Consider the following 24162-nt stretch of genomic DNA (forward strand, 5'->3'; position numbering starts at 1 on the left):
TGGTACACCAGGAGAGCCGCGTCGAGGCCCGCCTCGCGGGGACGGCACGCCCCGCACAGGGAAGATCGTCCTCCGGCGGGCACGGGAAGCGGAGCGCGCAGTCTCCGCCCTACGCAAAACAGCGTATATGCTGCGCCGCGCCATCCCGCCTAGCTTCCGCCCCACCGCAACGGCCCGCCTTATGCAGGAGCCGGCGGCATATCTCGTGGAAGGGGTTCACGCACGATGGCAGCCGACAACGAGCACGGACCGCACTCGGCCCTCCGTCGCAAGCTTCTGATGGGTCTGGCGAGCATTCCGGCCATGGCCATGATGCCGCGCAGTGCTTTTGCTGCGGCTCCTCCGACCTCGGCGGTGAACACCACCGGGCTCGCGGTGACCGATACCGAAGTCACCGTCGGCATCCTCCACTCGGCCACCGGCACGATGGCGATCTCCGAGACCGGCTCGATCCAGGCGGAGAAGCTCGCCATCGCCCAGATCAACGAGGCGGGCGGCGTGCTGGGCCGCAAGATCAAGGTCATCCAGGAGGACGGCGCCTCCGACTGGCCGACCTTCGCTGAGAAGGCCAAGAAGCTCCTCGTCAACGACCATTGTGCCGCTGTGATGGGCTGTTGGACCTCCGCCTCGCGCAAGGCCGCCCTGCCGGTCTTCGAGCAGTATAACGGCCTGCTCTACTACCCGACCTTCTACGAGGGCCTGGAGCAGTCCAAGAACGTCATCTATACCGGCCAGGAAGCCACTCAGCAGATCCTGGAGTCGCTCAACTGGGTGACCAAAGAGAAGGGCGCCAAAACGTTCTTCTTCATCGGCTCGGACTACATCTGGCCGCGCACCTCGAACAAGATCGCCCGCAAGCACATCGAGAATGTGCTCAAGACCAAAGTCGTCGGCGAGGAATATTTCCCGCTGGGCCATACCCAGTTCAACTCGGTGATCAACAAGATCAAGCTCACCAAGCCCGACGTGATCTTCACCGACGTCGTCGGCGGCTCGAACGTGGCGTTCTATAAGCAGCTCAAGGCGGCCGGTATCGACCTCTCCAAGCAGACCCTGCTGACCATCTCGGTGACGGAAGACGAGATCGACGGCATCGGCGGCGACAACATCGCGGGCGCCTATTCCTGCATGAAGTACTTCCAGTCGCTCAAGAACGCGAACAACGAGAAGTTCGTCGCCGCCTTCCACAAGATGTGGGGCGAGAAGACCGTGATCGGCGACGTGACCCAGGCCGCCTATCTCGGACCGTTCCTGTGGAAGATGGCCTGCGAGAAGGCCGGCTCCTTCGATGTCGACAAGGTGGTCGCGGCCTCCGCCGATATCGAGTTCAAGGAGGCCCCCGAGGGCTACGTCAAGATCCACCCGAACCACCACCTCTGGTCGAAGACCCGCGTCGCCAAGGCCCTGCCGAGCGGCCAGTTTGAGATCGTCTACGAGAGCCCCGCGCTGATCGAGCCGAACCCCTTCCCCAAGGGCTACCAGTAGGGCCAGCCCCCCTCGCCATCGCAGGACGAGTTCCAGCCTTGGCGCGGGTCCCCTCTCCTGGAGGGAGAGGGACAGGGTGAGGTGTGTGACCTGTCTGGATGTGGACCACACCTCACCCCAACCCTCTCCTTTCAGGAGAGGGAGCCGGCGGCAAAGCTTTCCTCTGCGTGGCGCCGGCCATCGAACGGCCTGATGCTTGCAAACCGGAAGCCGCATTCTTCGGAAGGTCGGAAACATGCTCGGTGACTATTCCCTCGGAGATCTCGGCGCGATCTTCGCGATGCAGGGCTTCGCCGGACTGATCCTGTTCTCGGTCTACGTACTGATGGCCCTCGGCCTCGCGGTCATCTTCGGCCAGATGGGTGTGATCAACATGGCGCACGGGGAGTTCATGATCCTCGGCGCCTACGTCACCTACCTGTGCTCGACCTTCTTCCAGACGCACTTGCCCGGCCTGTTCGGCATCTACTTCTTCGTGGCGATGATCCTGGCCTTCCTGGCCTCGGGCGCCCTCGGAATGATCGTCGAATGGACGCTCATCCGCCATCTCTACAAGCGCCCCCTCGATACGCTGCTCGCCACCTGGGGCCTGTCGCTGATCCTGCAGCAATCCTACCGCACCATCTTCGGGGCCCGCGAGGTCGGCGTCGAGCTGCCGTCCTGGCTCATCGGCTCGGTCCAGGTCACCGACACAATCGAGGTGCCGATCAACGGCCTGTTCGTGATGGCGATCACCACCCTCATCACCGTCGGCGTCGGCCTGCTGATGTATCGCTCGCGCTTCGGCCAACAGGTGCGCGCGGTGATGCAGAACCGCCCCATGGCCGGCGCCGTCGGCATCGATACCGAGAAGGTGGATCGCTACACGTTCGGCCTCGGCTGCGGCATCGCCGGTGTGGCGGGCTCGGCCTTCACCATGATCGGCTCCACCGGGCCGACCTCGGGCCAGCTCTACATCGTCGACACCTTCCTGATCGTGGTCTTCGGCGGCGCGGCCAGCCTGCTCGGCACCATCGCCTCGGCCTTCTCGATTTCGCAGACCCAGTCGACCCTCGAATTCTTCCTGTCCGGCTCCACCGCCAAGGTCCTGACGCTGCTCGCCGTCGTCGGGATCCTGATGGTCCGCCCGCAGGGTCTGTTCACCCTCAAGGTCCGGCGCTGAGGAGGCCATCCCGATGACAAGCCCCGTCCAGACCCTGTCGAAGTCGCTCACCGTGAACGACAATCCCTTCATGAAGCCGATGGAGTGGGTGAGCCTCGCGCTCCTCGCCGCCTTCATCCTCATCGTCCTGCCGGCGACCCTCGACGCGTTCCGTCTCAACCTGGTGGGCAAGTACCTCACCTACGCCTTCGTGGCGCTCGGCCTCGTCATGTGCTGGGGCTATGCCGGCATCCTGTCTCTCGGACAGGGCGTGTTCTTCGGGCTCGGCGGCTATTGCATGGCCATGTACCTGAAGCTCGAAGCCTCCAGCGTCGAGAACACCAAGATCCAGTCGACGCCGGGCATCCCGGACTTCATGGACTGGAACCAGATCACCGAACTGCCCCTGATGTGGAAGCCGTTCCAGAGTCTGCCGCTGACGCTGATCCTCGTCGTGGCCGTGCCGGTCTTCTTTGCCTTCGTGATCGGCTTCGCGATGTTCACCCGCCGGGTCGGCGGCACCTACTTCGCCATCATCACCCAGGCCATCGCCGCCATCCTGACGATCCTCATCGTCGGCCAGCAGGGCTACACCGGCGGCATCAACGGCATCACCGATCTGCGCACCCTGCACGGCTGGGACATCCGCACCGACAGCGCGAAGTTCATCCTCTACTTCCTCAATGGCGGGCTGCTCATCGGCTGCATCCTGGCGGCGCAATACGTGAAGAAGGCCAAGCTCGGGCGCATCCTCCTCGCCATGCGCGACAAGGAGGACCGGGTCCGGTTCTCGGGCTATTCCGTGGCCGGGTTCAAGGTCTTCGCCTTCTGCCTCGCGGCCGGCTTCGCCGCCATCGGTGGGGCGATGTTCACCCTGCAGGTGGGGTTCATGTCGCCGTCCTTCGTCGGCATCGTGCCCTCCATCGAGATGGTGATCTACGCCGCCGTCGGCGGGCGCCTGTCGCTGTTCGGCGCGGTCTGGGGCACGCTTCTGGTCAACTGGGCCAAGACAACCTTCTCGGAGAGCTTCCCCGAACTCTGGCTCTTCGGCCTCGGCGCACTGTTCATCGCCGTCGTCCTCGCCTTCCCCAACGGTCTCGCCGGCATCTACCGCAGCTATGTCGAGCCTCGGCTCACCCGCAAGGTGAAGGCCCTCGCGCCCGTGGGGGCGCCCGTCCCCCACGGCACCCCCGCCGAATAGGAGCGAGACCCACGATGAACGCCGCCATCCTGAGCTCGCCGATCATCGGCGAATCCCCCGACGCGAAGGACTTCCTCCTCTCGGTGGAAGCCCTCACCGTCTCCTTCGACGGCTTCAAGGCGGTGAACGACGTGTCGTTCTACGTCGATCCCAACGAGATTCGCGTCATCATCGGCCCCAACGGCGCCGGCAAGACCACGGTGCTCGACCTGATCTGCGGACGGACCAAGGCCAGCGCCGGCTCGATCAAGTTCAAGGGCCAGGAACTCACCAAGATTTCGGAGAGCGCCATCGTTCAGGCGGGCGTCGGCCGTAAGTTCCAGACGCCGTCGATCTATGACGACCTCACGGTGTTCGAGAACCTCGAGATCTCGTTCCCCCGTGGCCGCACGGTCTGGGGCGCGCTGACCTTCAAGCGCGATGCCGAAGTCCGCGACCGCATCCACGAAGTCGCGACGATGATCTTCCTGAAAGACCAGCTCAAGGAGCGGGCGGAGTTCCTGAGCCACGGCCAGAAGCAGTGGCTCGAGATCGGCATGCTGCTGATCCAGGATCCGGAACTCCTCATGCTCGACGAGCCGGTGGCCGGCATGAGCGTCGGCGAGCGCATCAAGACCGCCGAACTCCTCAACCAGATCATTGTCGGCCGCTCGGTGCTCGTCATCGAGCACGACATGAAGTTCGTCGAGGACATCGCCCACCGGGTCACCGTGCTGCACCAGGGCAAGGTGCTCTCCGAAGGCTCGATGGAGCGGGTGAAGAACGATCCGAAGGTCATCGAAGTCTATCTCGGCCACTGAACAGGACCGGCGCCATGCTTCAGACCAGTTCCGCCTCGGCCCCCCTCCCGCCGGTGACCTCCCTCGGGGGGCAACCGATGCTGGCGATCCGCGACCTCCATTCGGCCTACGGCCAGAGCGAGGTGCTGCACGGCCTCGACATCAGCATTGCGCCGGGCGAGATCGTCGCCGTGATGGGCCGCAACGGCATGGGCAAGACCACGCTGATGAAGACCCTGATGGGGATCGTTCCGGTGAAGTCCGGCACCATCACCGTCGACGGCCGGGACATCACGGCCCTCAAGAGCCACCAGCGCGTGGCGAGCGGCCTCGCCTACGTGCCGCAGGGCCGGATGATCTTCTCGGCCATGACGGTACAGGAGAATATTGAGACGGGCCTCACCGTCACCAAGGAGCGCAAGGTTCCGCAGGACCTCTACACGATGTTCCCGGTCCTGCTGGAGATGAAGGGACGACGCGGCGGCAATCTCTCCGGCGGCCAGCAGCAGCAACTCGCCATCGCGCGGGCGCTGGCCAGCCGGCCGAAGGTGCTCCTCCTCGACGAGCCGACGGAGGGCATCCAGCCCTCGATCATCCGCGAGATGGGACGGACCCTGAAGAAGATCCGCGACGAGCGCGGCCTCTCCATCGTCGTCTCGGAGCAGGTGCTGAGCTTCGCCCTCGACGTCGCCGACCGGGTGCTGGTCATCGAGAACGGCAACATCGTCCACGAGGCGATGCGGGCCGATATCGACGAGGCACAGGTCGCCCGCTTCCTCTCGGTCTGATTGCCGGGGGAGTATCCGCCCGCCGTTCCGCAACACAGCTCCAGGCAGCCCCCATGGCGGATTACGAGATCTTCGAACTCGGCGACTATGTGCTCCAATGCGGCAAGACGCTGCGCGGGGCCAAGCTCGCCTTCAAGACCTTCGGTACGCTTAACGCGGCCAAGGACAACGCCATCGTCTATCCGACCTGGTATTCGGGCCAGCACACGGAGAACGAATGGCTGATCGGGCCGGGCAAGGCTCTCGACCCCGATCAATACTTCATCATCATCCCGAACATGTTCGGCAACGGGCTCTCGTCCTCGCCGAGCAACACGCCCGCCCCCTGGGACGGGCCGCGCTTTCCCAACGTCACGGCCTACGACAACGTCGTGGCCCAGCACCGTCTGGTGACCGAGCATTTCGGCATCGAGAAGTTAGTGCTGGTGACCGGCTGGTCGATGGGTGCGCTCCAGACCTACCATTGGGGGGCGCTCTATCCCGACATGGTCCCGCGTATCCTGCCGTTTCAGGGGTCGGCCAAGTGTTCGCGGCACAATTTCGTCTTCCTCGAAGGGGCGAAAGCAGCACTTCAGGCGGACGCAGCCTTCGCGGAGGGCTGGTATACGACGCCGCCGAACAAGGGCCTGCGCGCCTTCGGCCGGGTCTATGCCGGCTGGGGCCTGTCGCAGACCTTCTACCGGATCGAGGCCGACCTGACCCATATGGGCTACGCGTCCCTGGAGGATTTCCTCGTCGGGTTCTGGGAAGGCCTGTTCTACACCCGTGACGCCAACGATCTGCTGGCCATGCTCTGGACCTGGCAGAACGGCGATATCGGCGCCAATCCGGTCTTCAAGGGCGATACCAAGGCCGCCCTCGCCGCGATCCGCGCCAAGGCGATCCTGATGCCGGCCTCCACCGACCTGTATTTCCCGCCGGAGGACAACCGGATCGAGGCGCAATCCATGCCGAACGCCGAGTTGCGGGTGATCGAGACCTGGTGGGGCCATTTCGCCGGCGGTCCCGGCACCAGCCCCGACGACATCGCCACGCTCGACGCCGCCCTGAAAGAGCTGCTCGCGAGCTGAACGCCGGGCAGCGCCGCCAAGGGCGCCGCCGGCCATCGTCCACGGCCCGCCGGATGAGCCGGCCGGCCCAAACGGGGCGCACGCCCCGGTCACGCCAGAGGGAGTCGAACAACGATGGCTGAGACCCTGATCAAGGTCGACCTGACCCAGTCGGCCTACGACAACGACATGGTCCACAACCGCTGGCACCCGGACATTCCGATGGTGGCCATGGTCAAACCCGGCGACGACTTCATCGTCGAGACTTACGACTGGACCGGCGGCTTCATCAAGAACAACGATTCCGCCGACGACGTGCGCGACATCGACCTGTCGATCGTCCACTTCCTCTCCGGCCCCATCGGCGTCGAGGGCGCCGAGCCCGGCGACCTCCTGGTGGTCGATCTGCTGGACATCGGTGCCAAGCCCGAGAGCCAGTGGGGATTCAACGGCTTCTTCTCCAAGAAGAATGGCGGTGGCTTCCTCGACGAACACTTCCCCCAGGCCCAGAAGTCGATCTGGGATTTCGAGGGCATGTTCACCAAGTCGCGCCACATCCCCGGCGTGCGCTTCCCCGGCCTGATCCATCCCGGCTTGATCGGCTGTCTGCCCGATCCGAAGATGCTGGAGACCTGGAACACCCGCGAGAAGGCACTCTACGACACCAATCCGGGCCGGGTGCCGGCGCTCGCAACCCTGCCCTTCGGCCCCACCGCCCATATGGGCCGGCTCCAGGGCGAGGCGAAGGACAAGGCTGCGGCCGAAGGCGCCCGCACGGTGCCGGGCCGCGAGCATGGCGGCAATTGCGACATCAAGGATCTATCGCGCGGCTCGAAGATCTACTTCCCCGTCTACGTACCGGGGGCGGGCCTTTCCATGGGCGATCTGCATTTCAGCCAGGGCGACGGCGAGATCACCTTCTGCGGCGCCATCGAGATGGCGGGCTGGGTCCATCTCAAGGTCAGCCTGATCAAGGACGGCATGTCGAAATACGGGATCAAGAACCCGATCTTCAAGCCGTCGCCGATGACGCCCAAATTCGACGACCACCTGATCTTCGAGGGCATCTCCGTCGACGAGTACGGCAAGCAGCATTACCTCGACGTCACCGTGGCCTACCGCCAGGCTTGCCTCAACGCCATCGAATACCTGAAGAAGTTCGGCTATTCGGGCGCCCAGGCCTACTCGATCCTCGGCACCGCCCCGGTCCAGGGCCACATTTCCGGCGTCGTCGACATCCCCAACGCCTGCGCCACGCTGTGGATTCCGACGAAGATCTTCGACTTCGACATCAATCCGGGTGCCGACGGGCCGATCAAGCATATCGACGGCTCGATCCAGATGCCGCTCTCGCCGGATCTTTGATCCACCCTCCAGCCCGGCGCGGGCCCCCTCTCCCAAACGGGAGAGGGGGCCCGTCGCGACCATGCCCGACGCGGCGATTACTTGGATCGCGCCTGATTCCCGATCGAAGAGGCCCCGATGCCCGTCTACGATTATGCCTGCGACGCCTGCGGGCCCTTCACGGTGCTGCGCCCGATGGCGCAGTTCAAGGACCCGCATGACTGCCCCGATTGCGGGTCGTCCTGCGGCCGCGCCTTCCTCACCGCGCCCAACCTCGCCTCCATGGATGCGGGACGGCGCAAGGCCCATGCGGTCAACGAGCGGAGCGCGCACGCGCCCCGCAAGTCATCGGGGCACGGGGCCGGCTGCGGCTGCTGCTCGGGGACGTCGAAAACCAAGCAACCGGCGGCCGCGAAAAGCTTCCCCAACGCGCGGCCGTGGATGATCAGCCACTGACCGCTGGGCGCCTACCCCTCTCCCCGCGTGCGGGGAGAGGGGACGCACACAACAGGAGGAACACCCCATGATGCACGGCGACATTTCCTCGAGCAACGACAGCGTCGGCGTCGCGGTCGTCAACTATAAGATGCCGCGTCTCCACACCAAGGCGGACGTCTTGGAGAACGCGCGGAAGATCGCCGACATGGTGGTGGGCATGAAGTCCGGCCTTCCCGGCATGGACCTCGTGATCTTCCCCGAATACTCCACCCACGGCATCATGTATGACAGCGGAGAGATGTACGACACCGCCTCCGCCGTGCCCGGCGAGGAGACGGCGATCTTCGCGCAAGCCTGCCGTAAGGCGAAGGTCTGGGGCGTGTTCTCGCTCACCGGCGAGCGCCACGAGGAGCATCCGAACAAGGCGCCCTACAACACCCTTATCCTGATGAACGACCAGGGCGAGATCGTGCAGAAATACCGCAAGATCATGCCCTGGACCCCGATCGAGGGCTGGTATCCGGGCGATTGCACCTATGTCTCGGACGGGCCGAAAGGCCTCAAGATCAGCCTGATCATCTGCGACGACGGCAATTATCCCGAGATCTGGCGCGACTGCGCCATGCGCGGCGCCGAACTCATCATCCGCTGCCAGGGCTACATGTATCCGGCCAAGGAGCAGCAGATCCTGATGTCGAAGGCGATGGCGTTCGCCAACAACACCTATGTGGCCGTGGCCAACGCGGCGGGTTTCGACGGCGTCTATAGCTATTTCGGCCATTCGGCGATCATCGGCTTCGACGGCCGGACGCTCGGCGAATGCGGCACCGAGGAGATGGGCATTCAATATGCCGCCCTCTCGAAATTCCTCATCCGCGATGCCCGCGCCAACATGCAGTCGGAGAACCACCTCTTCAAGCTGCTGCACCGTGGCTATACGGGCATGATCAACTCCAAGGAGAACGAGCCCGGCAAGGCCGATTGCCCCTACGATTTCTATCGCCGCTGGATCGAGGATCCCGCCGGCACCCGCGAGGCGGTCCGCGCCATCACCCGCCCCGATCTCGGCACGCCGGAATGCCCCATCGCGGGCATCCCCAACGGGGCCGAATAGGACGTCGCCAAGACGAGGCCTCGGTGAGCCCGATATGGGCCGGGCTCACCGAGCCTTGGTAGAACGAGATCAGTGGAAGCGGGTGACCGGCGCTGTCTCGATCGGCACGTCGATGCGGCAGCGCAGGCCTTCGGCGAGGAAATCGAGTTCGACCGAACCTGCGAGTTCGCGGGCGATGCCGCCGGTGATGAGGCGGGTGCCGAAGCCGCGGCGCTTGGGCTGCGCCACCGCCGGGCCGCCGCGCTCCCGCCACTCGATCTCCAGGCGGCGCCCGCCCATTCCGTCCTCGACGACGCGCCAGATCACCGACAGGCGGCCCTGGGTCCCCGACAAGGCACCGTATTTCGCGGCATTGGTGGTGAGTTCGTGGGCGGTCATCCCCAGGGCCAGGACGTAGCGCGGCGGCAGGTCGATATCGGGGCCGTCGAGCTCCATGTGGTCCGCCGAGCTGCGGTAGGGGCTGAGCTCGTTCTCGAGCACGGCCCGGAGCGGCGCGCCGGTCCAGTCGTCGCGGGTCAGGAGATCGTGGGTCTTCGACAGGGCGAGGATGCGGCCCTCCAGCTGCGCCGCCTGCCCCTCGCCGCCGCGCGATTGCCGGGCGAGGGACTGCACCGTGGCGAGGGTGTTCTTCACTCTGTGATTCAGCTCGTGCATCATCGTCACCTGCTGCTCCTGCAGGCTGCGCGTGCGTTCGAGTTCGGCCCGCAGCCCGTCCTCGTGCTTCTCCAGCCCGGCGGCCATGGCGTCGAAGGCCTGGCCGAGCTGGCCGAATTCGGAGCGGCCCGTCAGGCCCGACCGCGCGAAGAGCTGCCCTGAGCGCCAGGCGCGGGAGGCCTTCAGCAGGCGCCGCACCGGCTTGCGGATGAAGACGCGACCGCCGATGAGCGCCGCGACGATGGCGACCAGCGTCCCGAGGAAGATCAGGATCACCCCGCGCCGGGTCGCCGCGTCGATATCGGCGAAGGCGGTGTCGCGGGCGAGGCCCACGGCGACGGTCATCCCGTCGAGGGCGCCGCCGGGATGAACCACGCCGGTGATGCGGCGGACGCCATCGAGGCCGGGCATCTCGCCGACGCTGCCTTCGGTATCCGCCTTGCTCAGGTCGGACGCGAAGGCCGCCGGCATCGCCTTGCCGACCCAGGAGCCGAGGTCGGGATTCTGGACGATGATCGTACCGCTGCGGTCGGCCACCGTGACGGCGGCGTCCTTCGGCAGGCCGGCATGGGCCAGGCGATCACCGAGCCAGGCGGGATCGAAGCCGAAGATCAGCAGGCCGGAGGATTTGGCGTCGGAATCCCGGATCGGATAGGCGAATTGGATGGTGGGAACCCCGCTGCCGCGGCCGAGTACGTACTCGCCGATCACCGGCACGCCCGACACCATCGCCTTCTGGAAGTAGGTCCGGTCGCCGATGGAATAGGCGCCTTGTTCCATCCCGCGGCTGTTGCAGACCAGACGACCCTCGGCATCCGCCACGATGAGGATCGTCGCCCCCGAAAGCTTGCGGATGATCGAGCGCAGGAAGCTGGTGCAGCCCGCGGCCTCCTGATCGCGGATGAACGGAGCCTCCGCGAGGATGTCGAGGAGCTGGCGCATCCCGCCGGCGAATTGGGTGAGATCCTCCGAGACCGCGTGGGCGTTGCGCAGGGCCGAGGCCGTCACGGCATCCTCGCGGGCGCTGCGCAGGGCATGCTCGTTGAAGCTCTGGACCGCGATGGCGGGGACGAGGGCGAGCACGACCAGCGCCACGATACGGGAGGTGAGCGTCATGACGGGGGTCGGCCAAGGGGGAGGTGTCAGCCACGCGGACCCGGCTCGGCAGGCCGAATCAGCTTGGCCATATACTGTATGCCTGACTTGCCGGACCAGCCGTATCGGTAATTTGGCACGGCGCCGGGATTTCTCCGTGACGGTGAACGCTCAAACGTCCGTGTTGAGGCTGGACCAGCGCTGCGCCTGCGGCCACAACCACGCCAGTGTGACAACCCCGAGCGTGACAACCCGAGGAAGACGACATGAGCGACCGCATCACTCTCAAGGCCGGCGACGGCACCGTGGCGGTGGTCTCGTCGGCCGGTGCCGAGCCCGTCTCCTGGCAGGTGGGCGGCCGCGAGTATCTCTGGAGCGGGGATCCGGCGCATTGGAACCGGCATGCGCCCTGGCTCTTCCCGGTGGTCGGCGCCTCGTCCGGCGGCGTGGTCCGGGTGGACGGCATGGCCTATCCGATGGGCCAGCACGGCTTTGCCCGCGACCTGCCCTTCACGATCGTCTCGCAGAGCGACGACACCGTCACCCTGCGCCTCACCGAGAACGAGGCGACGCGCGCCCGCTACCCCTATTCGTTCCAGCTCGACATCACCACGCGGGTCGGCCCGGCCCATCTCGATTTCGAGGTCTGGATGGAGAATACCGATGACGTGCCGCTACCCTACGCGCTAGGCTTCCATCCGGCTTTCCCCTGGCCCTTCGCCGGTGGCGAGCGCAAGGCCGGAGGCGGCTACGCGGTGGAGTTCGAGCACCCCGAACGGGCGATGGCGCCCGAGGTGGGGGATGGCGGCCTGCTCCTGCGCCGGGAACGGCCGTTTCCCCTCGAAGGTCGCATCCTGCCCCTCGATCCGGACCTATTCGCCGAGGCCATCGTCCTGCGCGATGCGGCGAGCGCGCGGATGCGCTTCACCGCGCCCGATGGCAGCGCCATCCGCATGAACGTCTCGGATTTCCCGCATCTCGCCATCTGGACGAAGCCCACCGCGCCGTTCCTGTCCCTGGAATGCTGGACCGGTTACGCCGATTGGGCCGGCTTCGGCGGCGACCTGACCGATCGGGATTCGCAGCGCCTCATCGCCCCCGGCCAGCGTGCCCGCCACGGGGTCAGCCTCACCCTGGAAGGTCCGCGCTCATGATCCGCCCCGCTGACGAGAACGGCTTTGCGGCCGAAGCCTGGGCGCGGAACGCGCGAGCCTACGAGACCATCCGCACCATGCCGTTCAACGCGGAACTCGCCGCCGGCACCCTCGGCGAGGCCCGCTTCCGCCACTACATCCTGCAGGACGCGCATTACCTCATCGGCTTCGGACGGGCCCTGGCACTGGCCGCGGCGAAGTCGCCCGAGCCCGAGGGCATCGTGCAGTTCGCGAAAGCCGCCGAGACGGCCATTGTGGTCGAGCGCTCGCTCCATGGCGGGTTCTTCCGGGATTACGGCATCTCGGCAGAGACCTTCGCCGCCACGCCGCTGTCGCCCCCTTGCGACCACTACGTGTCCTATCTCCTCGCCACGGCCTACGGCGAACCCTACGAGGTGCTGGTCGCGGCGCTGCTGCCGTGCTTCTGGATCTATGCCGAGATCGGCACCGACATCCTGTCGCGGGCGGGCGCCGGCAATCCCTACGCCGCCTGGATCGACACCTATGCCGGCGAGGAATTCGGCACCGCCGTCGCCGAGATGATCGCGGCTACGGACGCCGCGGCGCTCGGGGTCTCGCCCTCGCTGCGGGCACGGATGCACCGCGCCTTCACCCGCGCGACGCAGCTTGAATGGATGTTCTGGGACGGGGCCTACCGCGAGGCGGCCTGGCCGGTCTAACCGTCGGCGAGCCCGCTTCCGGAACAAGGTGGCGGAACCCGCACCGGCTTCGGCACTCCCGGCTTGACGATGCGGACGATGCCGTCGCGCAGGGACAGCATGTGGCCGCGCTCCACATCGGTCCAGCACTCGTCGCGGGTGAGCGCCTTGGTGGCGATGACGGTCACCACGTCGTCGGTCCGCGTCTCCTGTGCAAAATCCACGTGCCAATCCTCGTCGATGAGGGTCGCGGTGCCGAAGGGGGCGCAGCGGGTGAGGTAGCACAGGCGCTTGCCGCAATGGGCATAGAGCGTCCGGCTGTCGCTGAGCAGCATGTTGAACACGCCGAGCCCGTGCAGCTCGGCGCAGAGTTCGGCCACCGCATTGTCGAGCCGCGCCGGGCTCGGCAGGCTGGGATAGCGCGCCTGCAGCCGGTCGAGCATCCAGCAGAAGGCGTATTCGCTATCGGTGGAGCCCACCGGCTTGAACCAGGTCAGCGGCCACTTTTTCACACCCTTGAGCTGGCCGTTATGGGCGAAGGTCCAGCGCCGTCCCCAGAGCTCGCGGCTGAACGGATGGGTGTTCTCGAGCCCGACCCGCCCGCGATTGGCCTTGCGCACATGCGCGATGACGATCCGGCTCTTGATCGCGTAGTCGCGCAGGAGCTTGGCCAGCACCGAGCGCGCGCTCGGCTCGGGCTCGTGAAAGGCACGTGCGCCGCGCCCCTCGTAGAAGGTGATGCCCCATCCGTCGGCGTGAGGCCCGGTCTCGCCGCCGCGCCGGGCGAGGCCCGCGAAGGAGAAACGGATGTCGGTGGGCACGTTCGCGCTCATGCCGAGCAATTCGCACATGGAAAATCTTGCAGCTTCTGGCGATGCGCTTGCGACGAGAAAGCGGACTATGGGGGGAGTGGGCGTCGGGAACGCCGGGGAGACACAAACCTAGGAGTGTTTGGTACGCCCGACAACCGCACCGGCGCATGTGCCGGGCGACACGACAAGATTCCTCACCGGTGGACTCGTGCCTTCCCTGCCCGGCGGCGATCCTCTAAGCCGACCTCGGATGATGGACCGTACCCGGCGCGGGCCGCCGGAGGGAAACGTCGATGGATCGTGATCCGATCGCCTTCGCCTGGAAGTCGGCGCGGACACTCCAGGTTTCCGCCATCGCCCTGACGCTGGGCATCGGCCTTCCCCTCGCTCTGTTCGCCCTGCTCTGCCTGCGCGATCTCGTGAGCGTCCTAGTCCAGGCATCGGCGCAGACCGTCCCCTTCCTCCGGATCGCCATGGAACGGCCCTGGAACGTCGCCGGTGATCCGGCCCTGGTGGCCGCCTCCGGCTGGCCCCTCCCGCCCGTTGACGTGATCCTGTGGGCGCTGACCGGCCTCGCCGCCGTCGCAATGCTCGCGGCGGCCCTGGGCTGGGTCGTGGCCCGCCTGTGTTTCTCCGCCCAGTCCCGGACGATCCGTCTCCTCAACGAGCGGGTGACCACGGCGATCCTGCATGCCCCTACGGCCGCACGGGACGAGGCCCGCAGCCTGACGCAGCATGTGGGCGCGATGCTGGCGCGGATCGACACCCTGTTCGGCCTCGGCATCGTCGTCCCGGTCACCGCTCTGGCCACCATGATCCTGGCCCTCGCCATGGCCGGCCTCGCCGCCCCGAGGCTGGTGCCGGCGGTGGCGGTGGGCCTTCTCGCCGCCGCCCTCGCCCGCATCCTGATCCTCCGCCGCACCCGCGTGCGCACGATCCTGCGCCTCAGTTCCGGTGTCTCGGCGGAACGGTTCCTCTCCGACCTCATCCGGCGGGTTCCGGCGGTGCGCGCCCATGGCGCCGAAGCCTTCGAGCGCGGCCGCCTCGCGGCCAAGGGGGCGGCGATCCGCGATGCCCTTGCGGCCGCCGAATCCTCCCTCGCCTTCGCGCGGGCGCCCTCTCTCGCTCTCGGCGTCCTCCTGCCCGCCATCATGCTGGCCGTGGCCCTGTGGCGCGGCGAGAGCGGCACCGCGCCTCCCGTGGCGCCGGGCGCCCTGGTGGCGGCCGGCGGCGGCTTCGCCCTCGCGGTCCTGGCCCTGGCGGTGACTCTGCGCCTGCGCTCGATCCACGAGGGGGTGTCCCCGGTCTTCCGCGAGCTTGCGGTGACGCTCGTGTCCCTCGAAGGTCGCGGCAGCTACAGGCCCGGCCCCTTCGCCGCCTTGCCGAAGGGCGGGGCGCTGGCCGCGTCGGGGGTCGGCGCCTACGATCCCGCCAGTGGGGAACGCCTCACCGGTGTCGACGTCACCGTGGCGATGCCTTCCCATCTGGCGATCGTGGGCGAGCGCGGCAGCGGCGCGCGGGCGCTGGCCGCCCTGCTGGCCGGCCAGCTCGAACCCACCGCGGGGTCGGTCACGTATGACGGGATCGACCTGCGCAGCCTCGATCCGGCCGAGCGGGCCAGCCACATCGCCCTGGCGGGCGCCGAGGCGATCCTGATCAAGGGCACCTTGGAGCAGAACATCCTCTATGGCGCGGCGCGCCAGGAGCGTCCCTCGGAGGCGGACCTCATCGAGGTGCTGCGCCTGACCGGGCTCGACGCCTTTGTCTATGCGCGCGGCCTCGAAGGCACGGTGGACCCGGCGGCCGAGCCGGCCGTCGCGAAGACGATCGTCGCGGCCCGCCACGCCGTGCGCGAGGCCCTGGTGGCGGACAAGGCGGCGCGGCTGGTGGAGCCGTTCGATCCCGCCCGCTACAACCATCAGGCGACGGTGGGAGAGAACATCCTGTTCGGCGAAGCCGTGGGGTCCGCCTTCTCCGGCAGCCATATCGCCGCCCATCCCTACCTGCGCGCGGTGCTGGAGGCCGAGGACCTGACCCGGCCCTTCACCGAGATCGGGCTGCAGGTGGCGCGCAGCACCATTGAGATCTTCGCCGACCTTCCGGACGATCACCCCCTTTTCGATGCGTTCTCGCTGTTCCCGGCGGCCGAGCGCGGGTTCTTCGAGGATCTCGTCAGCCGTCAGCCGGAGGCGAAGGGCTGGCGCCGGGGGCCGGCGGGCCAGCGCGACCGCAAGCGCCTGATCGGGCTGGCGCTCCGCTACAGCGAGACCCGGCACAGGTTCGGCCTGATCGACGCCGCCTTCGAGGACCGGATCGTCGCCGCACGCCATTCCTTCGCGCGGCTGATGCCGCAGAGGCTGCGCGCGAGCGTCGAGTTCTACGATCCGACCCGGCTCAACCCGGCCGCCAGCCTGGAGGAAAATCTGCTGTTCGGCCGGATCAACGGCGAGGAGGCGGGGGCCGAACAGCGCGTGCGGGCGCTGGTACGCCGGGTCCTCGTCCAGCAGCACCTCGAATCCGCCGTCTACCGGCTCGGCCTCGCCAGCCGCGTGGAGCCGGGCATGGGCGGCGGCGGGGCGAGCCTCGGGGAGAACGCCATCGGCTCGCGCGAGCGCATCGGCATCGATCTCGCCCGCTGCCTCGTGCGCAAGCCGGACATCGTGGTCATCGCCATCGCCCTCGACGACGGCAAGACCGCCGAGATCCGAGAGCGCCTGGCCAGTCTGCGCGCGGCGAGGGCCGGCCGCGGCCTGATCGTCTGCCTGCCGAGTGCCGACACTCTCGACGCGAACGACCCCTTCGGCGCGGTGCTGCATGTGGAGCGCAACACGGTGCTCGCCGCCTGATACGGCGGGGGCAAAGCAACGGACCACGCCCTTCCCCTATTGCCGCCCCATTGGGATGGGATAAGCAGGGATTCGTGCACCCTGTTGCACGGCGCCGGCGGTCAGTCGGCGCATCCCTCTCCAGGGCCGGGCATGGTCGTTCTACCCTCGCCAGTCGTACAGCGCCGCGCCGCTGCCTGGCTTCTCCTGTTCGCTCTGGCGCTCGCCGTGCCCGGCATCGCGCGGGCGCAATCGGCAAAAGCCACCGCGCCGATCCCGGCGGCGACCCTCGCGCTGATGAGCCAGAAGGGCACCAGCGCCTCGGCGCCGGTCCTGTTCCGGGCCTACAAGAAGGAATCCGAGATCGAGGTCTGGAAGAAGGCCGCCAGCGGGCGCTTCGTCCACGTCAAGACCTTCCCGATCTGCCGCTGGTCGGGTCAGCTCGGCCCCAAGCGCAAGACCGGCGACCGGCAGACGCCGGAGGGGTTCTACACGGTGCCCCAGCGCCAGATGAACCCGAATTCGAGCTACTACCTCTCCTTCGATGTGGGCTATCCGAATGCCTACGACCGCGCGCAGGGCTCCACCGGCTCGGCCGTGATGGTCCACGGCGTCTGCTCGTCCATGGGGTGTTTCGCCATGACCGACCAGGTGGTCGGCGAGATCTACGCCATCGCCCGTGATGCCTTCGCCGGCGGGCAGGCGGCGTTCCAGTTCCAGTCCTTCCCGTTCCGGATGAATGCGGCGAACATGGCCCGCTACCGCACGGACCCGAACATCGCCTTCTGGCGCCAGCTCAAGGAAGGCTCGGACCGGTTCGAGGCGACGGGCGAGGAGCCCAACGTCACCGTCACCGCCGGCCGCTACGCCTTCCTCCCCTATAAGGACCCCGCCCTGGAATCCCTGGTGACGACGCGCCGGGTGCAGGAGGAGGCGCGCATCGCGAGCCTCGTGGAGGAAGGGAGTGCGGCCGTGCGCACCACCTATTCCGACGGGGCGCAGCATCCGTTCTGGGCGGCCCTCTCCGCCAAGGGCGTCTCCCTCGGCGATGTGAGCCGGCCCGAGGCCCTGGCCTATGCCGGCCAGGACGTGATCGTGATCCCGGCCCAGCGCCGCCCGATCCTCGTCGCCGAGGCGGTCTGGTCGCGTTGGATCGCGGCGGCTTCGGTTCCCGCGCTCATGCGGGTACGCGGGTTCAAGCCGGCCTACGAGCAGGCGCCGCTGCGCTTCGCCGCCCTCGTCACGCGCTACGATCAGACCCTGCCGACGATGCTCTCGGCCTCCCTCGCCGGACAGATGCTGGCCCCGACCCCACCGGCAATCGTCGAAACACTGGCGCAGCGCTAGCGCATACCGATGAGTGGGTTCCCCGCTCCCCGCACGCGGGGAGAGGATCACAGGCACCTTGTCGTGCCTGTGATAAGCGGAGCGAGGGTGAGGGGGCGAAGTCGAAGAAGACTCCCTCGGAATCGGCCCCTTCACCTCCGGCTACCGGCTCGACGCGCTCCCCGCGCGCCTCCGATGTTCACCCATCTTGCGGGCACCACGGGTCCCCTCTCCTTGGAAGGGAGACCGTCACGAGCAGGTCGACGGGGGCGATCACCCGGAAACGCTATCACTGATGCTTTGCCGTCTCAGCGCGCCGCCGCCGTCCTGGCGGATCGCGGCGGCGTTTCCGCGACGATGTGGAACGCCGCCGGGCGGCGGAACAGGAAGGCGACGGGCGTGTGGCGCACCACCCGCTCGATGGCGAGGGGCACGAGCACGGCCACGATCGTCACGACGAGGCTGGCGAGCCCGATATCGGCGATGGCGCCGGTCTTCACGATGAGCGTCCGCGTGGCCGCCATGGGCAGGAAGAACGCAAGGTAGATCACGATCGAGCGCTCGCCGCAGGCTCTGAGCGCCGACGTCACCGGGCCGCCGGCGAGGGTGAGGAGTGCGCCCGTGGCCACGATGGCGAGTGCCCCGGCGCCGCCGAGGGCGAGGCTGACGAGGGGCAGGCTCGCCAGGGTCGGAAAGGTGTCGTGGCCGGTGGCGGTGAAGGCCAACAGTCCGTTCACCACGGCCCAGGCCGCGAGGCCGCCGAGCGCGGTGAGGGGGCGGCTCTGGACGAGGCCGGCGAACCGGAAGATCCGGGCCGCGAACAGGTAGCCGGCGACGAACCAGACGTAGCGGCCGCAGAACTCGGTGACGAGATCCGAATATCCGTCGAGGGGAAGGCTCTGGAGCAGGGCGGCCCCACCGAGGAGAAGCGCCGGATGCAGGCCCCGCAGGAGCTTCGTCAGCACCGAGAACACGGCGAGCAGGTAGATGAACCAGAGGGTGGAATAGGGCTCCACCAGAGCGTGGGCGAGATGGGCGAGAAAAGCCCCCGGCCCGGCGCCGTCGACGATCTGGCCGTATTTCACCGCCGATTGGATGAAGACCCAGAGCAGGTAGAAGTAAGCGAAATGGACGACCCGCCGGTCGGCGAAGAGGCGCCAGTCCCGATCGATCACCCGCCCGACGAACAGGCCCGACAGGAGGAAGAAATCGGGGATGCGGAACGGCTTGGCGAAGGCGACCACGGTGTGGAGGAAGCCCTCGCCACCCATCTCGTTGCCGGTGCCGAGGGTCGAGTGCATCATCACCACGAGGACGATGCACAACCCCTTGGCGACATCGACCCAGGCCAGTCTCAGGGCCTCCTCGGCGCCGGGGCCTGGGATCTGGGTCGCTGGCGCCAAAGCTGCACTCCGTCGCTATCCGGGGACGAGCATGGCCGATCCGAGGTTAACGCCGGCTGCCGCTGATGCGGTTGTCCTTGATCCATGGCGAATGCCCGGTCAACGCAAGGGCTCGGATGCCGGGCAGTCCCCTCCCTCAGAAGTCGAGGGAGGCCGACAGAATGAAGGTCCGGGGCGATGCGACGGTCACGAAGGTGCCCGTCGTGAGCCAGTACCGGTTGTCGGCCACGTTCTCGACATTGAACCGGAAGGTGATGGGCCGGTCATAGACCAGCGTCGCGTAGCGAAGGCCGAGATCGACCCGGGTCCAGTCGGGGAAGCGCAAGGTGTTGGCGTCGGTGAGGTACGAGCCGGACGAGTAGATCACCCGGCCGTTGAGGGAGAGGCCCCGCACCCAGGGCGTATCCCATTCGAGGCCGGCGGAGACGGTGAGATCGGACACGCCGGCGGCGTCGTTCCCCCGCCGCAGCGGATCAATCGGCTTGGTCAGTTCGGGGCGCAGGAAGGTCGCGCTCGCGAACCCGCGCAGGCTGGGCGCGATGGCGCCGTAGGCCGACAGTTCCAGGCCCTGGTTGCGCTGCTCGCCATTGTAGGCCTGGGCACCGGAGGCGGTCTGGACCAGATCGGGCCGGCTGATCTGGAAGAGGGCGGCCGTGGTCGTGATGGTCCCCCAATCGACCTTGATCCCGACTTCCTGCTGATCCGACTGGTAGGGGCTGAGGATCGCGCCCGTGTTGCTGAAGCCGGGACCGACGATGGTGCCCGCGGTCAACCCCTCGGCGTAGTTCGCGTAGAGGGACACGTTCTGCCAGGGCTTGATGACGATGCCCGCGAGGGGCGACGTGGCATTGGCGTCGTATTCGCTCGTCCGTGCCTGGGTCACGGTGTCGAAGCTCTTCTGGTTCACCATCTGGTAGCGGACGCCCGCGGTGAGCAGGAGCCGGTCATCGAAGGCCGACATCGTGTCGACGACGGCGACGCTCGTCAGCGACGTGTCCGCATAGCGTTGGGGATTGAGGCGCGCCCCGGTGACCACGGGAAGCGGCGCCGGCCGGTAGATGTTCGACGGCACCGACTCACCCGGTGTGTTCGAGACATAGGCGAAGCCGTCCTCGCGGTTGAACCCCGTGAAGACGAGGTTCAGCGAGTGGTTGATGGGGCCTGTGTCGAACCGGGCTTTCACGCCGGCATTGCCGCTGATCGTGCTGCTGTCGGAATCGTAAAAGGCGTTGATGAGCCGGAAGTTGCCCAGGGCATCGACCCCGTTCGAGATGCCGAAGACGCGGGTATCCGGAAAGGTCTGCTGATTGGAGCCGGCGCGATAACCGATCCCGCCATAGGCGGTCAGCCAATCCGTGAGGTCGTATTCCACGAAGGAGGCGACGGTGTTGTCGCGCTGCTTGAGCAGCGTCCCTGGAAACCAGTTGCTCCGGGCATTGGGTGGCTGGGGAATGAAGGGGATATCCGATTGCAGGGTCAGCTGCGGCCGGAAGTTCTTGGTGTCGTCGTTCTGGGAGATGATATCGAGGGCCCAGCGCAGGCGCTCGCCGCGATAATCGAGGGAGAGGGCGCCGATACCGCTCTGAACGTCGCCTCCGTTGATCGAGGCCTCGCCGGTCCGGCCCAGGCCGTTGAAGCGGATGCCCCATTCCTTGTTCTCGCCGGCGCGGGTGCCCGCATCGACATGGACGCCGAAATTGCCGTCGCTGATGAATTGCGGCGTGACACGCACGAAGGGGATATCGAGCGCGCGCTTGGTCACGATGTTGATGCTGCCGCCGACGCTCCCGCCCGGCGGGATGCCGTACATGAAGGCGCCGGGCCCTTTGAGCAGCTCGATGCGCTCGATGTACTGCGCCGCCACGCGGTTGGAGGGAACCAGTCCGTACAGGCCGTTCAAGCCTACATCCTGTGACTGAACGGGAAAGCCGCGGATCTGGAACGTGTCGTCGAACCCGTTGCTGCCCGTCGTCAGGCGCACCGAGGAATCGTTGATGAGCGTATCGGCGACGGTGCGCGCCTGCTGATCCTGGATCACCTGCTGGGTGAAGTTGACGGTGCTGAAGGGCGTGTTCAGCACATCCCTGGTGCCGAGGATCCCAAGGGATCCGCCGCGCGCGACCTGTCCGCCGGCATAGGGCGGCGGCAGGTCTCCCAGGCGCCCCGACCCCGAACTGCCCCGGCCCGCGCCGCCGGCCGAGGCTTCCACCGACAACTCGTCCAGCCGCACCGCGGTCTGCGCCCAGGCGCTCGATGACGATCCCATCCAAGCGAGACCGAGCGAGGCGGCGCCGATGGCGGAGTAACTCAGGGTTGTTGCCAGTGTCGAGACGCGCTTACGCACCGTTGCATTCCTGTTGTTGCGACAGGCATGCGAGCTTTCGGCTCGTAGCCAGCGCATCGATGATTCAAATATTTTGGGATCGACTTCGTGTATACGAAATTGAATAATTTATTACATGAATTTCAGCAAGAACTTGGGAATCGTTGCTCGGGCATCGTGCTTCCAGGGCAACAAAGCCGAATTGTTCTAAAGAAAAACAGCTGATCTCTTGAGGTGACCACCACATGCCCGGAAACCGGGCAGGGGCGATCGTCGAAGCGGATGGCGGGCCCGGGATAGGGGGCGTCAGGAAACCTTGCGGCGCGAGAGCTTGCGCGACCGCGTCATCCGCGTGGCGGCGTGGAAATCGTCCGGCTTGGTACGCACCCAGGCGAGGAAGCCGCTGATCTCGGGATCGGCCCGCAGAACCTCGATGTCGGCGAGGCGGCGAGCGATCTCGGCCTCGCTGTAGCGGGCATGGATCGCCGAATGGCAGATCTGGTGCAGGCGGACGGTGCCGGCTTTCGCGCCGCCCTTCAGCTTGGGCGTGAGGTGATGCAGGCTCGATTTGGCGCGCGGCGGGATCGGCCTTTCGCAGAGCGGGCAGATCGCGGGACCGGCGGGCCGGTCCGCATTCCCCTCGTCCTCCCGCCATTGCCGGTCGCGTCGTCCCAAATCCCCGTCTCCCGTCCTGCCGGTATCAACGCGGCATTGCCGGAATGGGCTCGGCGCTCCTGACGGGACGGAACGTCGCTTCCGCCTCCGCGTCGCGCTGGCCGAGGAGCGAGACGTGGTCGCCCGGCACGGCGACGAATTGCGCCCTCGGTCCGGCCATGGCCGCGAGGTCGCGCCCATGTGCCACCGGAATCACGGGATCGTTGGTGCCGTGGACGATGAGGATGCGCCCGGCCGCTTCGCCGATGCGGCGATCCGAGCGCCAGGTATCGCGCAGGAGCAGCCCGGGCAGCAGAGGGGAGTGTTCGCCGACGAGGCGGGCGAGGGAGACGAACGGCGCTTCGAGATAGAGGCCGAGATGCGGCGCGCGCGCGGCCACGGCGACAGCCACCGCCGCCCCCATGGAATGGCCGTGGAGCAGGATCGGCGCACCGGGGGCGCGGTGGGAAACAAAGCGGTCGGCGGCCATCCCGTCCTCAATGAGACCCGCCTCGCTCGGGGAGCCGGTCGAGCCCGGATAGCCGCCATAGGCGATGGCGAGGCTGCCCCAGCCGGCGTCGCGCCAAACCCCGCTCGAGAATCGCGCGGCATGCGGCTCGGGCAGCGAGCCGTTGCCGTGGAAGGTCAGCACCACCCCGCGTCCGGGTTCGGGCGCCCGCCACAGGCCGTAGAGTCGGCGGCCATCGGCCGTTGTCACCGTGACCGCCTCCGTCCCGGCCGGCACCCGGCGTTCGCCCTCGCCGAGGCCGGCCCGGAAGGCGCCCGGATAGATGAGATGGCGCTGGAACAGATACAGGGCGCCGAGGACCGAGGCGGAGAGCCCAAGAGCCAGGAGCAGGATGACGCGGAGGAGGATCATTCGCGGTCGGCTTGGTTCATGGAAGTATGGAAGAGAAGGGCGGTCGGGGGCGGCGCGCTGTTGAGACCACCACGTGATCGTGTCATGCGCACGAAGCTCCCGCGATGCGACGGTGCCGCGCGCAGGACTGCGAGCGCATGAGGCGTTCGAGAATGGCGGAATCGGGGAGCGCCACCGGCCGCCGCCCGTCTTTCGGTCCGAGGCTCCATCGGGGGTGAGATGTCGTCAGAGCTTCCGCCAAGCCAGGTTCGCGCCGCCACCGTGCCGGTCGGCCCCAGCGCGAACTTCCTGCTCATCGCCCTGATCTTCCTCGGGACCGGCCTCGCCATCGGCACCGGCGCCGTGGAGGGCTCGGGTGTGGCGTTCGTCTTCGTGATGGCCGGCTGGCTGCTCAGCCTGTGCCTGCACGAATTCGGGCATGCCTTCGTCGCCTGGAAAGGGGGCGATGCGGACATCCCGCAGAGCGGCTATCTCACCCTGGATCCGCGGCTTTATGCGGACGCGATCTCCTCCATCGTCCTGCCGCTGCTGTTCACGATCCTCGGAGGGATCGGGTTTCCCGGCGGGCGGGTGTTCGTGAACACCCGCCTGTTGCGGAGCAAGGTCTGGATCTCTGCCGTGGCGGCGGCCGGCCCGGCGATGAACGGTCTCGTCCTCCTCGCGCTGGCCCTTCTCTATTCCCTCACGGGTGGGGAATCCGACACGCTCCGCGCGGTGCTGGCCGTCTCCGCCCTGTTCCAGGGTACCGCCATCCTCCTCAACCTGATGCCGCTTCCGGGCCTTGACGGCTACGGCATTCTCCAGCCCTGGCTGCCCGAGCCGGTGCGCCGCGTCACCGATCAGGTTGCCTTGCACGTCAACCTGATCCTGGCGGGCCTCTTCCTGTTCTCCAGCGCCTTCGGCCCGGCGGTGTTCCGCGTCAGCCTCTGGATCATCGGCCTCCTCGGCATCGAGATCGTGGATGCGCGCGTCGGCTACGGCCTGATCCGTCTCTGGTAAGGCGTCCGCACCCGGCCTATGAGGCAGGAAGGGCGGCGC

Annotated in this window: 20 protein-coding genes; 14 read left to right on the forward strand and 6 right to left on the reverse strand. The window is 67.2% G+C overall.

Annotated features, from left to right (window positions below; genetic code table 11):
- Nucleotides 1-225: 225 nt before the first annotated feature.
- The 9 genes from urtA (at nucleotide 226) to FPV16_RS08105 (ending at nucleotide 9339) form a co-directional block, all read left to right on the forward strand.
- On the forward strand, nucleotides 226-1485 hold the full coding sequence (gene urtA, locus FPV16_RS08065) for an urea ABC transporter substrate-binding protein (RefSeq protein WP_227437710.1): 1260 nt from the start codon (nucleotides 226-228) through the stop codon (nucleotides 1483-1485).
- A gap of 235 nt (nucleotides 1486-1720) precedes the next feature.
- On the forward strand, nucleotides 1721-2647 hold the full coding sequence (gene urtB, locus FPV16_RS08070; RefSeq protein WP_027171118.1) for an urea ABC transporter permease subunit UrtB: 927 nt from the start codon (nucleotides 1721-1723) through the stop codon (nucleotides 2645-2647).
- Between the two features lie 13 nt (nucleotides 2648-2660).
- A complete protein-coding gene (gene urtC, locus FPV16_RS08075) occupies nucleotides 2661-3827 on the forward strand; it encodes an urea ABC transporter permease subunit UrtC (protein WP_027171119.1) in 1167 nt (388 codons plus the stop codon).
- 14 nt (nucleotides 3828-3841) lie between these two features.
- The gene (gene urtD, locus FPV16_RS08080) at nucleotides 3842-4627 is read left to right on the forward strand and encodes an urea ABC transporter ATP-binding protein UrtD (RefSeq protein WP_018041704.1); all 786 of its coding nucleotides are present in this window, start codon (nucleotides 3842-3844) and stop codon (nucleotides 4625-4627) included.
- 77 nt (nucleotides 4628-4704) lie between these two features.
- Complete coding sequence (gene urtE, locus FPV16_RS08085) at nucleotides 4705-5394, forward strand: urea ABC transporter ATP-binding subunit UrtE (protein ID WP_227437797.1); 690 nt, start codon at nucleotides 4705-4707, stop codon at nucleotides 5392-5394.
- 53 nt (nucleotides 5395-5447) lie between these two features.
- Nucleotides 5448-6464 (forward strand): alpha/beta fold hydrolase, encoded by a 1017-nt coding sequence (locus tag FPV16_RS08090; protein WP_227437711.1) that lies wholly within the window; start codon nucleotides 5448-5450, stop codon nucleotides 6462-6464.
- Nucleotides 6465-6578: 114 nt separating this feature from the next.
- Entirely contained in the window at nucleotides 6579-7808 is a 1230-nt protein-coding gene (gene fmdA / locus FPV16_RS08095) for a formamidase (protein WP_027171122.1), read from the forward strand.
- 117 nt (nucleotides 7809-7925) lie between these two features.
- Entirely contained in the window at nucleotides 7926-8243 is a 318-nt protein-coding gene (locus FPV16_RS08100) for an FmdB family zinc ribbon protein (protein WP_227437712.1), read from the forward strand.
- Nucleotides 8244-8310: 67 nt separating this feature from the next.
- Nucleotides 8311-9339 carry an aliphatic amidase gene (locus tag FPV16_RS08105; RefSeq protein WP_227437713.1) on the forward strand — a complete coding sequence of 343 codons (1029 nt, stop codon included), beginning with the start codon at nucleotides 8311-8313 and terminating at the stop codon, nucleotides 9337-9339.
- A gap of 69 nt (nucleotides 9340-9408) precedes the next feature.
- Here FPV16_RS08105 and FPV16_RS08110 read toward each other — a convergent pair whose 3' ends face one another.
- Entirely contained in the window at nucleotides 9409-11109 is a 1701-nt protein-coding gene (locus FPV16_RS08110) for a sensor histidine kinase (protein WP_227437714.1), read from the reverse strand.
- 245 nt (nucleotides 11110-11354) lie between these two features.
- Here FPV16_RS08110 and FPV16_RS08115 point away from each other — a divergent pair, with 245 nt between their 5' ends.
- Nucleotides 11355-12242, forward strand: coding sequence for an aldose 1-epimerase family protein (locus FPV16_RS08115; RefSeq protein ID WP_227437715.1), 888 nt, complete (start codon nucleotides 11355-11357; stop codon nucleotides 12240-12242).
- Nucleotides 12239-12922, forward strand: coding sequence for a TenA family protein (locus FPV16_RS08120; RefSeq protein ID WP_227437716.1), 684 nt, complete (start codon nucleotides 12239-12241; stop codon nucleotides 12920-12922). Before FPV16_RS08115 ends, FPV16_RS08120 begins: the two co-directional genes overlap by 4 nt.
- Here FPV16_RS08120 and FPV16_RS08125 read toward each other — a convergent pair.
- The gene (locus tag FPV16_RS08125; protein ID WP_227437717.1) at nucleotides 12919-13752 is read right to left on the reverse strand and encodes a class II glutamine amidotransferase; all 834 of its coding nucleotides are present in this window, start codon (nucleotides 13750-13752) and stop codon (nucleotides 12919-12921) included. The genes FPV16_RS08120 and FPV16_RS08125 overlap by 4 nt on opposite strands.
- A 254-nt stretch (nucleotides 13753-14006) precedes the next feature.
- Here FPV16_RS08125 and FPV16_RS08130 point away from each other — a divergent pair, with 254 nt between their 5' ends.
- Complete coding sequence (locus tag FPV16_RS08130; RefSeq protein ID WP_227437718.1) at nucleotides 14007-16559, forward strand: ATP-binding cassette domain-containing protein; 2553 nt, start codon at nucleotides 14007-14009, stop codon at nucleotides 16557-16559.
- A gap of 132 nt (nucleotides 16560-16691) precedes the next feature.
- Nucleotides 16692-17885: a L,D-transpeptidase family protein gene (locus FPV16_RS08135; protein WP_227437719.1), complete on the forward strand. Its 1194-nt coding sequence runs from the start codon at nucleotides 16692-16694 to the stop codon at nucleotides 17883-17885.
- A 287-nt stretch (nucleotides 17886-18172) separates the two neighbouring features.
- Here FPV16_RS08135 and FPV16_RS08140 read toward each other — a convergent pair whose 3' ends face one another.
- From FPV16_RS08140 to FPV16_RS08155, 4 genes are all read right to left on the reverse strand, one after another.
- Nucleotides 18173-19267 carry an acyltransferase family protein gene (locus FPV16_RS08140; protein ID WP_227437720.1) on the reverse strand — a complete coding sequence of 365 codons (1095 nt, stop codon included), beginning with the start codon at nucleotides 19265-19267 and terminating at the stop codon, nucleotides 18173-18175.
- Between the two features lie 136 nt (nucleotides 19268-19403).
- On the reverse strand, nucleotides 19404-21533 hold the full coding sequence (locus tag FPV16_RS08145) for a TonB-dependent receptor (RefSeq protein WP_227437798.1): 2130 nt from the start codon (nucleotides 21531-21533) through the stop codon (nucleotides 19404-19406).
- Nucleotides 21534-21896: 363 nt separating this feature from the next.
- Nucleotides 21897-22265 (reverse strand): restriction endonuclease, encoded by a 369-nt coding sequence (locus FPV16_RS08150; RefSeq protein WP_227437721.1) that lies wholly within the window; start codon nucleotides 22263-22265, stop codon nucleotides 21897-21899.
- A gap of 25 nt (nucleotides 22266-22290) precedes the next feature.
- A complete protein-coding gene (locus FPV16_RS08155; protein ID WP_227437722.1) occupies nucleotides 22291-23124 on the reverse strand; it encodes an alpha/beta hydrolase in 834 nt (277 codons plus the stop codon).
- A 219-nt stretch (nucleotides 23125-23343) separates the two neighbouring features.
- On the opposite strand from FPV16_RS08155, the gene FPV16_RS08160 reads away from it, so the two are divergent.
- On the forward strand, nucleotides 23344-24123 hold the full coding sequence (locus tag FPV16_RS08160) for a site-2 protease family protein (RefSeq protein ID WP_227437723.1): 780 nt from the start codon (nucleotides 23344-23346) through the stop codon (nucleotides 24121-24123).
- The last annotated feature ends 39 nt before the right edge of the window (nucleotides 24124-24162 follow it).

The sequence above is a fragment of the Methylobacterium sp. W2 genome, from assembly GCF_020662345.1.
Lineage (GTDB): Bacteria > Pseudomonadota > Alphaproteobacteria > Rhizobiales > Beijerinckiaceae > Methylobacterium.

Coding starts and splice junctions, on each gene's coding strand:
- FPV16_RS08145 (WP_227437798.1), bottom strand. CDS start 21,533: ATGGGATCGTCATCGAGCGCCTGGGCGCAGACCGCGGTGCGGCTGGAC.
- FPV16_RS08160 (WP_227437723.1), top strand. CDS start 23,344: ATGTCGTCAGAGCTTCCGCCAAGCCAGGTTCGCGCCGCCACCGTGCCG.
- urtC (WP_027171119.1), top strand. CDS start 2,661: ATGACAAGCCCCGTCCAGACCCTGTCGAAGTCGCTCACCGTGAACGAC.
- FPV16_RS08100 (WP_227437712.1), top strand. CDS start 7,926: ATGCCCGTCTACGATTATGCCTGCGACGCCTGCGGGCCCTTCACGGTG.
- FPV16_RS08110 (WP_227437714.1), bottom strand. CDS start 11,109: ATGACGCTCACCTCCCGTATCGTGGCGCTGGTCGTGCTCGCCCTCGTC.
- urtD (WP_018041704.1), top strand. CDS start 3,842: ATGAACGCCGCCATCCTGAGCTCGCCGATCATCGGCGAATCCCCCGAC.
- fmdA (WP_027171122.1), top strand. CDS start 6,579: ATGGCTGAGACCCTGATCAAGGTCGACCTGACCCAGTCGGCCTACGAC.
- FPV16_RS08135 (WP_227437719.1), top strand. CDS start 16,692: ATGGTCGTTCTACCCTCGCCAGTCGTACAGCGCCGCGCCGCTGCCTGG.
- FPV16_RS08130 (WP_227437718.1), top strand. CDS start 14,007: ATGGATCGTGATCCGATCGCCTTCGCCTGGAAGTCGGCGCGGACACTC.
- FPV16_RS08115 (WP_227437715.1), top strand. CDS start 11,355: ATGAGCGACCGCATCACTCTCAAGGCCGGCGACGGCACCGTGGCGGTG.
- FPV16_RS08155 (WP_227437722.1), bottom strand. CDS start 23,124: ATGATCCTCCTCCGCGTCATCCTGCTCCTGGCTCTTGGGCTCTCCGCC.
- urtA (WP_227437710.1), top strand. CDS start 226: ATGGCAGCCGACAACGAGCACGGACCGCACTCGGCCCTCCGTCGCAAG.
- FPV16_RS08125 (WP_227437717.1), bottom strand. CDS start 13,752: ATGTGCGAATTGCTCGGCATGAGCGCGAACGTGCCCACCGACATCCGT.
- FPV16_RS08120 (WP_227437716.1), top strand. CDS start 12,239: ATGATCCGCCCCGCTGACGAGAACGGCTTTGCGGCCGAAGCCTGGGCG.
- urtB (WP_027171118.1), top strand. CDS start 1,721: ATGCTCGGTGACTATTCCCTCGGAGATCTCGGCGCGATCTTCGCGATG.
- FPV16_RS08090 (WP_227437711.1), top strand. CDS start 5,448: ATGGCGGATTACGAGATCTTCGAACTCGGCGACTATGTGCTCCAATGC.
- FPV16_RS08105 (WP_227437713.1), top strand. CDS start 8,311: ATGATGCACGGCGACATTTCCTCGAGCAACGACAGCGTCGGCGTCGCG.
- urtE (WP_227437797.1), top strand. CDS start 4,705: ATGCTGGCGATCCGCGACCTCCATTCGGCCTACGGCCAGAGCGAGGTG.